At 39.2% G+C, this 9,410-nt stretch carries 8 protein-coding genes and 1 pseudogene; 5 read left to right on the forward strand and 4 right to left on the reverse strand.

Going from position 1 to position 9,410, the window contains the following annotated elements; translation table 11 throughout:
* Positions 1-75 precede the first annotated feature (75 nt).
* Both AAEY57_RS17850 and AAEY57_RS17855 read right to left on the reverse strand, forming a co-directional pair.
* Positions 76-855, reverse strand: a pseudogene (locus AAEY57_RS17850) (electron transfer flavoprotein subunit alpha/FixB family protein); the annotation flags it as partial.
* Positions 856-1,605, reverse strand: a complete 750-nt coding sequence (locus tag AAEY57_RS17855; protein WP_350608413.1) for an electron transfer flavoprotein subunit beta/FixA family protein — start codon at positions 1,603-1,605, stop codon at positions 856-858.
* Positions 1,606-1,824: 219 nt separating this feature from the next.
* Here AAEY57_RS17855 and AAEY57_RS17860 point away from each other — a divergent pair, with 219 nt between their 5' ends.
* From AAEY57_RS17860 to AAEY57_RS17880, 5 genes are all read left to right on the forward strand, one after another.
* Positions 1,825-3,471, forward strand: a complete 1,647-nt coding sequence (locus tag AAEY57_RS17860) for an electron transfer flavoprotein-ubiquinone oxidoreductase (protein WP_350608414.1) — start codon at positions 1,825-1,827, stop codon at positions 3,469-3,471.
* Positions 3,472-3,572: 101 nt separating this feature from the next.
* On the forward strand, positions 3,573-4,037 hold the full coding sequence (locus tag AAEY57_RS17865) for an acyl-CoA thioesterase (protein ID WP_024602547.1): 465 nt from the start codon (positions 3,573-3,575) through the stop codon (positions 4,035-4,037).
* A 250-nt stretch (positions 4,038-4,287) separates the two neighbouring features.
* Positions 4,288-4,857, forward strand: coding sequence for an outer membrane beta-barrel protein (locus AAEY57_RS17870; RefSeq protein WP_033103413.1), 570 nt, complete (start codon positions 4,288-4,290; stop codon positions 4,855-4,857).
* Positions 4,858-5,029: 172 nt separating this feature from the next.
* The gene (tsaA, locus tag AAEY57_RS17875) at positions 5,030-5,734 is read left to right on the forward strand and encodes a tRNA (N6-threonylcarbamoyladenosine(37)-N6)-methyltransferase TrmO (protein WP_350608415.1); all 705 of its coding nucleotides are present in this window, start codon (positions 5,030-5,032) and stop codon (positions 5,732-5,734) included.
* Positions 5,735-5,863: 129 nt separating this feature from the next.
* The gene (locus AAEY57_RS17880; RefSeq protein WP_350608416.1) at positions 5,864-7,588 is read left to right on the forward strand and encodes a proline--tRNA ligase; all 1,725 of its coding nucleotides are present in this window, start codon (positions 5,864-5,866) and stop codon (positions 7,586-7,588) included.
* Between the two features lie 144 nt (positions 7,589-7,732).
* On the opposite strand, the gene AAEY57_RS17885 is transcribed toward AAEY57_RS17880, so the two are convergent.
* Both AAEY57_RS17885 and AAEY57_RS17890 read right to left on the reverse strand, forming a co-directional pair.
* Positions 7,733-8,551, reverse strand: a complete 819-nt coding sequence (locus tag AAEY57_RS17885; RefSeq protein ID WP_350608417.1) for a hypothetical protein — start codon at positions 8,549-8,551, stop codon at positions 7,733-7,735.
* Positions 8,552-8,787: 236 nt separating this feature from the next.
* Positions 8,788-8,985 carry a hypothetical protein gene (locus AAEY57_RS17890; RefSeq protein WP_350608418.1) on the reverse strand — a complete coding sequence of 66 codons (198 nt, stop codon included), beginning with the start codon at positions 8,983-8,985 and terminating at the stop codon, positions 8,788-8,790.
* Positions 8,986-9,410 lie beyond the last annotated feature (425 nt).

The raw sequence follows: 9,410 nt of genomic DNA on the forward strand, positions 1-9,410 counted from the left end.
AAAAGAAAATGGCAGGGCTAGACGATGATTATCGCTCAACCCTGTTAGAATCTGGGATTAAAATGCGCTAGCCGTGCCACTAATACCAACGGCTATGTATAAATTAGGCGCTACAATTTTACCTGTTTGCCCTACTTGCATGTCGTTAGGGACAAAGCCTGCATCAACCGCTGCACGCGAAGCGCCAATTGCAGCTCCCAGTTTATCGGCAATGCCATTTAATAATGCAAAGTTTTCACCATTTTGCATACCTCGACCACCTGAAATAACTACATCAGCTGCAGTGAGCTCTGGGCGTTCAGATTCAGTTTGTTCAACACTAACAAAACTACTTAACTGTGAATCAGAGACCGTATCTAAGGTTGTGACATTAGCTGGTGCTTGTTCGCCTTGTAAATCAAAGCTACTTGCACGCACTGTGATCACTTTTTTACTATCGAGTGATTTAACCGTTGCTATGGCATTTCCCGCATAGATTGGGCGTTTAAACGTGTCTGCGTCAATAACATCAATAATTTCTGAAATTTGTGCAACATCTAATAATGCGGCAACACGCGGCATAAAGTTTTTACCTGTCGTTGTGGCACTTGCCACGATATGGCTGTAACTGTCAGCTAGTGATAACACTAAATCTGTCATGCTTTCAGCAAGTTGATGTTCGTACACCGCGTTATCTGCAAGTAATACATTTGTAACACCCTCAATGCTCGCAAGTGACTCACTCATGGCACCTAAGTTTATGCCAGCTAACAATACATCGACATCAAAGCCTAATTTTTTAGCGGCGTTAATGGTTTTTGAGGTTTCTGGTTTTAAGGCACCGTTATCGTGCTCTGCAATTACAAGAGTTTTCATTTAAATCACCTTTGCCTCTGTTTTAAGTTTTTCTACAAGCTGTGCAACGTCTTCAACAATAATGCCGCCGCTGCGTTTTGCTGGTTCTTCTACACGAACGACTTCAATACGCGGTTTTAAATCGACACCTAGCGAATCGGCCGCAATAACTTCTAGCGGTTTACGTTTAGCTTTCATGATATTAGGTAGCGACGCATAACGTGGCTCGTTTAAACGTAAATCGGTGGTGACTATTGCGGGTAAATTAAGTGCAACAGTTTGCAAACCGCCATCAACTTCGCGGGTTACATTCACTTTGCCATTTTCAATAACGACTTTTGAAGCAAATGTACCTTGGCCGCGATTAGTTAATGCAGCGAGCATTTGGCCCGTTTGATTATTATCAGAATCGATAGATTGCTTGCCTAAAATAACCAGCTCAGGAGATTCTTGCTCAACCACTTTCGCAAGTAACTTTGCAATATGGAGAGATTCTAGGTTTTGCTCGGTTTCAACATGAATCGCTTTATCAGCGCCAAGGGCAAGTGCTGTGCGTAATTGCTCTTGTGATGCTTTAGCGCCAATAGTCACAACAACCACTTCGCTTGCAGTACCCGCCTCTTTTAAACGAATCGCTTCTTCTACCGCAATTTCACAAAATGGGTTCATTGCCATTTTTACGTTTGTTAAATCAACACCGCTGTTATCAGGTTTAACGCGAGCTTTTACGTTGTAATCAATCACTCTTTTTATTGGTACGAGAACTTTCATAGGGACTCCATAATTATTTAAACCTATAAGCTAACGTATACGTCAACCTATTTATTTTATGAAATCAGACTACTTCCTGTTGACGTAAACGTCAACCTAAAATAACCTTAAACTATTCACAACCTGTAACGTTTAATTTGCATCACAAAATAACAGGTTGCTTAGCTTACTTTTTGCCTACAGGGCAAAAGTGAGTCCGTCATAGATAAAGAGGTTATTATGATTGAACGCGAAACCATGGAATTTGATGTTGTTGTTGTAGGGGCAGGCCCTGCAGGGCTTTCAACAGCAATTAAACTCGCGCAGCAAGCACAAGAAAAACAACAAGAGTGCATGATTTGTGTGGTTGAAAAAGGCTCTGAAGTGGGCGCGCATGTATTATCGGGTGCTGTTTTTGAAACCAAAGCATTGGATGAACTACTGCCAAACTGGCAAGAATTAGGCGCGCCTATTACGACTAAAGTTCAAAGCGATGAAATTTATTGGTTTAATAACGAACAAAAAGCAACCTCTATCCCTCATTTTGCAACCCCTAACACATTTCATAATAACGGTAACTACATTGTTTCTATGGGTAATGTATGTCGTTGGCTTGCTGAGCAAGCAGAAAACTTAGGCGTTGAAATATTTCCAGGGTTTAGTGCTCATTCACTTATTATTGAAGATGATGTTGTTAAGGGCATTATTACCGGTGATATGGGGCTTGATAAAAATGGCGACGAAAAAGACGGTTACATGCCGGGTATGGAGTTACGTGCTAAATACACGGTATTTGCTGAGGGGTGTCGCGGCCATTTAGGTAAGCAGCTGATTAATCAATTTGCATTGGACGATGAATGCTCGCCACAGCATTACGGTTTAGGCTTTAAAGAAATTTGGCAAGTGGATGAATCTAAACATCAATTGGGTAAAGTAGTTCACGGAACCGGTTGGCCATTGAGTGGCGATACTGGCGGTGGTGCTTTTATGTATCACAGCGAAAATAACCAAGTGGTGGTTGGTTTAATTGTTGATTTAAATTATTCAAATCCACATTTGAGCCCATTTGATGAGTTTCAGCGCTTAAAACACCACCCGGTATTTAAAAACACTCTTGAAGGGGGTGAGCGTATTGCTTACGGTGCACGCACCATTGCCAAAGGCGGTCTACACTCTTTGCCTAAAATGCATTTCCCGGGTGGCTTGTTAGTGGGCTGTGATGCAGGCACGCTTAATTTTGCAAAAATTAAAGGTAATCATACGGCTATGAAGTCAGGCATGATAGCCGCTGAGGTCATTTTTAATGCGCTACAAAACGATTTAGCTAACACTGATTTAACCCAGTACACCGCTGAGTTTAAAAAGTCATGGGCGTATAAAGAGCTGTATCAATCTCGTAACTTTGGCCCTGCAATGCATACATTAGGTAAATTTGCAGGCGGTGCATACAACACCCTTGATCAAAACATATTTAAGGGTGCCCTACCGTTTAGTTTTAAAGATAACGTACCCGATCACGCCACTTTAAAAGACGCTGATCAAGCTGAAAAGATTGCCTATCCGAAGCCTGATGGCAAACTCAGCTTTGATAAGCTTTCTTCGGTATTTTTATCAAACACTAATCATGAAGAATCGCAGCCGTGTCATTTAAAACTCAAAGATGCATCAATTCCGATTAAGGTAAATTTAGTTAAATTTGATGAACCTGCACAGCGATACTGCCCTGCCGGCGTTTATGAAGTACAAGAAGTCGAAGGCGAGCAAGCCTTTGTAATCAATGCGCAAAACTGTGTCCATTGTAAAACCTGTGATATTAAAGATCCAAGCCAAAATATCACCTGGGTCACCCCTGAAGGTGCTGGCGGTCCTAACTACCCCAATATGTAACAACCTTTCTAAAGAAATTATAAACTTATCCTAAATTGCAGGGGCTTCGGCCCCTTTTTTGCGCTATGCTGTTAAGTAATATGAATAAATGAGAGTGTGTTATGGCGTCGTCGAGTGTAATTTTTCGTTTTTTAGCAGAGCCTACCGATGTAAATTTTGGTGGCAAGGTGCATGGTGGTGTGGTCATGAAGTGGATTGACCAAGCAGGCTATGCCTGTGCTGCAGGTTGGAGCGGTCATTACTGCGTAACCGTATCGGTTGCGGGCGTTAAGTTTAGCCGTCCTATTTTGGTTGGCCAAATTGTTGAAGTGGAAGCCAAAATTGCACACACCGGTAAAACCAGTATGCAAATTTTCATACAAGTACGCTGTGGCGACCCTAAAACCCAAAACTTAGTTGAAACTAATCATTGTGTAATAAGTTTTGTTGCTATGGATGAGACGGGTTACCCTGTTGCCGTTCCTGAATTCACATCTGTTACTGACGAAGATAAAAAGCTAGAAAATTACGCCATTAAAATGAAACAAATAGCGATAGAAACAGAAAACTTACTTTATCAAGTTTAATTAAGTACCTTTTGCAGGTATGTATAAACTACAACAAGCTGTAAATTCTACAATTTTTATTTTTTTACAAATTAACAGTACGCTTAACAGCTGGATGTTTTGCGTACTTAAACCACCAAAAAAGTTCAATAAATACACTTTAAGAGCAAATATTGAACAAAAAAATTATTGGCATGTTCACTGCAATTAGTAAGTCGACGTTTGATAAATCTATCGAACATTAGATTTTATTTTTTAAAGGAGCTATACAATGATTAAAACACTTTCTCTCTCTGCACTTGCTTTAGCAACACTGGGTTTTAATTCAGCAGCACAGGCTGATGTTACCGACATGGACTCTCCACGTATTTATACGGGTATTGGTTACGGCCAATATTCATTTCAGTTTGAAGATAGCGAAAACGACACCGATTTCGATGACGACGCGCAAATGTTAAAAGGTTATATCGGTACTCAATTTAATGAACATTTAAGCCTTGAACTTGCCTATCAAAATTTTGATGAAGTGAGTGACATAGACAGTAAAGCAGAAATCGATGGGGTATCACTAGCAGCGCGTTTTGCAGCGCCAATCACTGAAGATTTTTCTGTTTATGCAAAAGGCGGTTGGTTTGAATGGGATGCTGATGTAACTCAAGAACTACCAGTAGGCAGCGTTAGCGTATCACAAGACGGTGGTGACGTATTTTATGGTGCAGGTATTGAATATGCTTTCACAACCAATATGCAAGTGCGTTTAGAGTATGAGCGTTACGAATTAGATGATGATATTGATCCAGAAATGGATGTTGCGTCAGTATCTTTCCAATATATGTTTTAATAACAACTCAATAGTTGCAATCTAAGGGTAAGGCTAGGTTTAGCCTTGCCCTTTTTTATTCCATATTTAAACCAATCAGTCTAAACTCTCTTAATGCTGATTATATTAAGCTAATGCCACCAATGGTAATTACAGGTAGAATACCCCCCTATTTTATTTGTTAGCGAGCATTATGAGCGATTATCAAATTTCGGCTATTGGCCATATTCAATCACCGTATAAACAAAAGTTTGCCATTCCTAGACAACCTCGATTAGTGCCAGAAGCAAAAGCTAAACTAATTTTTGCTCCAGATTTTAATCGTGAAGAATTTGTTCGTGGTTTAGATGAATTTAGCCACATTTGGCTGTTATTTCGTTTTCATGAAACCGCGGATAAAGGCTATTCAGCAATGGTGCGCCCGCCGCGCCTTGGTGGTAATGAACGTAAAGGCGTTTTTGCTACCCGCGCCACATTCAGACCTAACGCTATAGGGATGAGTGCTGTTAAGTTAGAGGGAATTGAATACAAAAATGGTCAGTTAGCGTTATTGCTCGCCGGTATAGATTTACTTGATGGCACACCCATTGTAGATATTAAGCCTTATTTGCCCTATTCAGACGCTTTACCTGATGCTAGTGCAGGCTTTGCCGACACGCGCCCAGAAACTCACATGAGTGTTGAATTTAGTGAGCAAGCTTTGGAATTTATAAATAAACAAAGCCACTATCCTGAGCTACAAGCGTTTATCAGCAATGTGCTAAAACAAGACCCTCGTCCAGCGTATAAAAAGCAAAAACAAGGCATGCAAAGTTATGGTATGAACTTGTATGAATACAACATTACTTGGCAAGTGACTGACTCTCATCATCTGGTTACTCAAATAGAGCTCAGTTAAACTAACTTTAAAACCTTACTATGGCTATAAAATGCGATAAAAAATCACTTAGCGCTTTAGTGTCAATGCATCCGCTGGTAAACTGAGCGCCTAAATTAAAAGAACATATTACTCTATTTCGGAAAAAACATGCGTACTAGTCAATATATACTCGCTACACTTAAAGAAACGCCATCAGATGCGGAAATTGTATCGCATCAATTAATGCTTAGAGCCGGAATGATCCGTCGCGTCGCTTCGGGTTTATACACTTGGCTACCCTCTGGTTTACGTGTGCTTAGAAAAGTAGAAAACATTGTACGCGAAGAAATGGATAAAGCAGGTGCAATTGAAATGCTCATGCCAGTAATTCAACCGGCTGATCTATGGGAAGAATCGGGCCGCTGGAGTGAGTTTGGTCCTGAGCTTATGCGCTTTACCGATCGTCACAATCGTGAATTTGCTATGGGTCCTACCCATGAAGAAGTGATCACCGATTTTGTCCGCAAAGAAATTAACAGCTACAAGCAACTGCCTATTACTTTGTACCAAGTACAAACTAAAGTACGTGACGAACGTCGTCCGCGCTTTGGTGTTATGCGTGCTCGTGAATTTACTATGAAAGATGCCTACTCATTCCATTTAACCGATGAATGTTTAGATGCAACTTATCAAGTTATGCACAAAGCCTACTGTAATATTTTTGAACGTTTAGGCCTTGATTTCCGCCCTGTTATTGCTGATACCGGCTCTATAGGCGGTAGTGTATCGCATGAGTTTCACGTACTTGCTGAATCTGGCGAAGACGCTATTGCCTTTAGTGATGCCAGTGACTACGCCGCTAATATTGAAAAAGCAGAAGCGCTAGCGCCAACTGAATCGCGCCCTGAAGCAAGCAAAGAGCTAAAAGCATTCCCAACGCCTGATGCTAAAACAATTAATGAGCTGAAAAAACACTATGGTGTAAAACCACATCGCGGTGTTAAAACACTGATTGTTTATGGCGCCCCTGATGAAGACGGAAAGCGTGGCTTAGTTGCACTAGTACTGCGTGGCGATCACGAGCTAAATGAACTTAAAGCTGAAAAACACCCACTGGTTGCTGCACCATTAGAAATGGCAACCGAGACAGATATTGTGGCTGCCATTGGCGCAAAACCGGGTTCTTTAGGCCCTGTTGGCTTAAACATGCCAATTATTGTTGATAGAACGGCGAATGTAATGGCTGATTTTGTAGCTGGTGCCAACAAAGACGATGAGCACTTTAGTGGTATTAACTGGGATCGCGACGTAACAGACTACGAAGTTGCTGATATCCGTAATATTGTTGAGGGCGATCCTAGCCCGTGTGGTCAAGGCACGTTGCAAATTAAGCGCGGTATTGAAGTTGGTCATATTTTCCAACTAGGTACTAAGTACTCAGAAGCAATGAAAGCAGGTGTATTAAGCGAATCGGGTAAAAACCAAACAATGACTATGGGTTGTTATGGTATTGGTGTATCGCGTGTTGTTGCTGCAGCTATTGAGCAAAATAACGACCAATACGGTATTACCTGGCCTAAAGCCATCGCCCCTTTCGATTTAGCAATTGTGCCAATGAATATGCATAAATCGCACCGTATTCCTGATATTGCTAATAATCTATATCAAGGCTTGAAAGATGCAGGTTTAGATGTGCTATTTGATGACCGTAAAGAGCGCCCTGGTGTTATGTTTAACGACATGGAATTACTCGGTGTACCTTACACGCTTGTAATTGGTGAGCGTAACCTTGATGAAAACAAGGTAGAACTTAAAAACCGCCGCACTGGTGAAAAGCTAATGATAGATATTGATAGCGCGATTGAAACAATCAAAAATCAATTTAATGCATAAGCTTAAAATTAATTAAAAAAACCGCTGTATGATTTTTTCATACAGCGGTTTTTTATGACCGTGAATATGATGATTTAAGTACAAAATAATCGTCACTAATACTACTATCAATCATAGATTTAAAGCAGATGAAAATAGATAAAACTACGTATCGCCCTTCTCGATTATACCTTTAGCAATAGCCATGTTTTTAAGCTCATTTAAAAGCTCCCATATTTCTAGCGTTACATCTTTACTAATTAGGTCTTCATCTACACGAAGTTCTTGCTCGTTAATTTTTGAATCGTGAACACTTTCGAGTTGTAAAATGAAATCATCATATGTAATTTCAATAGGTAATGATTCTGATTGGTAATGAAACTTGCGAATGAATTCTATTGGGGGTTCTTCAAGTAACTCAATATAAGCTTTACCAAAATGTGTGTCTTGTTTAGCACGTGTAAGCAACCAGTCATATTGTTCTTTTGATAAAAATTTATTGGGGATGGGTAACACTTTAACATTGTGAACATATTCACCATCAGAAAAACCTCTAAAAGTATTTTTTGCAGAGGCTTGATAGTCAATAAAATAATCGGGATCATTTTCTGGGTTTATGCTCATCTCGTAAATTTGTTCTTCAGAAAGTCCAGGCATGTGTGCAGCCATTTTTTTTAATGCGGTATTGGCTTTATTTTTAAGCACATGATAATCAAGAAAGTAAGCGCGATGTTTATTATGCAAAAGCACATACTGGCCTTCATCAATAATAGTTAACTCCGAGAACTTTACAGTATAATTATTAGTAAGTAGATTATAATCTGTTCGTAAATAAGTATCGCTTATTTTAACTTGCACATCTGCTATACGTCCTGAATTATGGTTTAATAAAGCATAATTTAGGGTTAAGTAATTCTTTGCAAAAGCATTACTGGTTAATAATGTTGCTAACATTAATGTTAATAACTTAAGATGTTTTTTCATTTTAAATCCTTTAAACTTGAATAGAATTAGGGTAGCTGAATATAAAAAACAAACAGCTAAGGGTTTAATAGTATTGTTTTCAAGACCCATCATTATTTAATTAATGTGTTAATATATTAATTTAGATTAAACCTACTAAATTAGAAAAAGCAGGTAATTTTAGGTTTTTATATAACACGCTATATAAACCATACCTTTAGCATAATTAAACCCGAAAGAATGAGCACCACAAAACTTTAATATGCCTTTTTAGTAAGTCCTCTGTAAAACATAGCGAGCAACCCATACATACTTAAAAGCCCGCCAATCCACATTAACCCAAAAGTAATTGTTTGTGAAACTTCAGGCTGAATTGCAAATCGGTATAATCCTATACTTAATAACGTAATACCCAGTACGGCAATTAAAATAATACTTATAAATCCTTTAATCATAACGTTCCCTCTGTTAAAAACTTTGTGTGTTGATGAATGCTTTTTAAATAACTATTAAGGCTGAGATTTCTGCTTGAGCTAAAGAATTGATTTCAAATACCCAGCCCCTATCCAATATAAATAAAGACCTATCATTACAAAATTTCCACCCATTGACATAACCCGCATCAAAATAAACACAATACTGCCTCCACCATCGGTAAGGCCATGCTTGTAACGCACGGGGTAGTCAAAATAAATGCACAGATAAAGCAAGTTTAAGGTTGCGATGGTATTTGGCTTGATTGTATAGCGTTCATTGTTTTTTAAAACTAAAACCGCTTGGGAAATGTGTGATCGTTTTTTCTTGGTAGTGTTTAGAAATCTGTGTCATTTCAGTATTATTAAGAAAACAGGAGTGACACATGACTCAATCTTTCGACTTC

The organism is Pseudoalteromonas sp. MER144-MNA-CIBAN-0113 (assembly GCF_040308965.1).
In the GTDB taxonomy this organism is placed as follows: Bacteria; Pseudomonadota; Gammaproteobacteria; order Enterobacterales; family Alteromonadaceae; genus Pseudoalteromonas; species Pseudoalteromonas tetraodonis.

Bases quoted from the DNA above. Each gene is read 5' to 3' on its own strand.
- AAEY57_RS17870 (WP_033103413.1), top strand. From the start codon at position 4,288: ATGATTAAAACACTTTCTCTCTCTGCACTTGCTTTAGCAACACTGGGT.
- AAEY57_RS17855 (WP_350608413.1), bottom strand. From the start codon at position 1,605: ATGAAAGTTCTCGTACCAATAAAAAGAGTGATTGATTACAACGTAAAA.
- tsaA (WP_350608415.1), top strand. From the start codon at position 5,030: ATGAGCGATTATCAAATTTCGGCTATTGGCCATATTCAATCACCGTAT.
- AAEY57_RS17865 (WP_024602547.1), top strand. From the start codon at position 3,573: ATGGCGTCGTCGAGTGTAATTTTTCGTTTTTTAGCAGAGCCTACCGAT.
- AAEY57_RS17885 (WP_350608417.1), bottom strand. From the start codon at position 8,551: ATGAAAAAACATCTTAAGTTATTAACATTAATGTTAGCAACATTATTA.
- AAEY57_RS17890 (WP_350608418.1), bottom strand. From the start codon at position 8,985: ATGATTAAAGGATTTATAAGTATTATTTTAATTGCCGTACTGGGTATT.
- AAEY57_RS17860 (WP_350608414.1), top strand. From the start codon at position 1,825: ATGATTGAACGCGAAACCATGGAATTTGATGTTGTTGTTGTAGGGGCA.
- AAEY57_RS17880 (WP_350608416.1), top strand. From the start codon at position 5,864: ATGCGTACTAGTCAATATATACTCGCTACACTTAAAGAAACGCCATCA.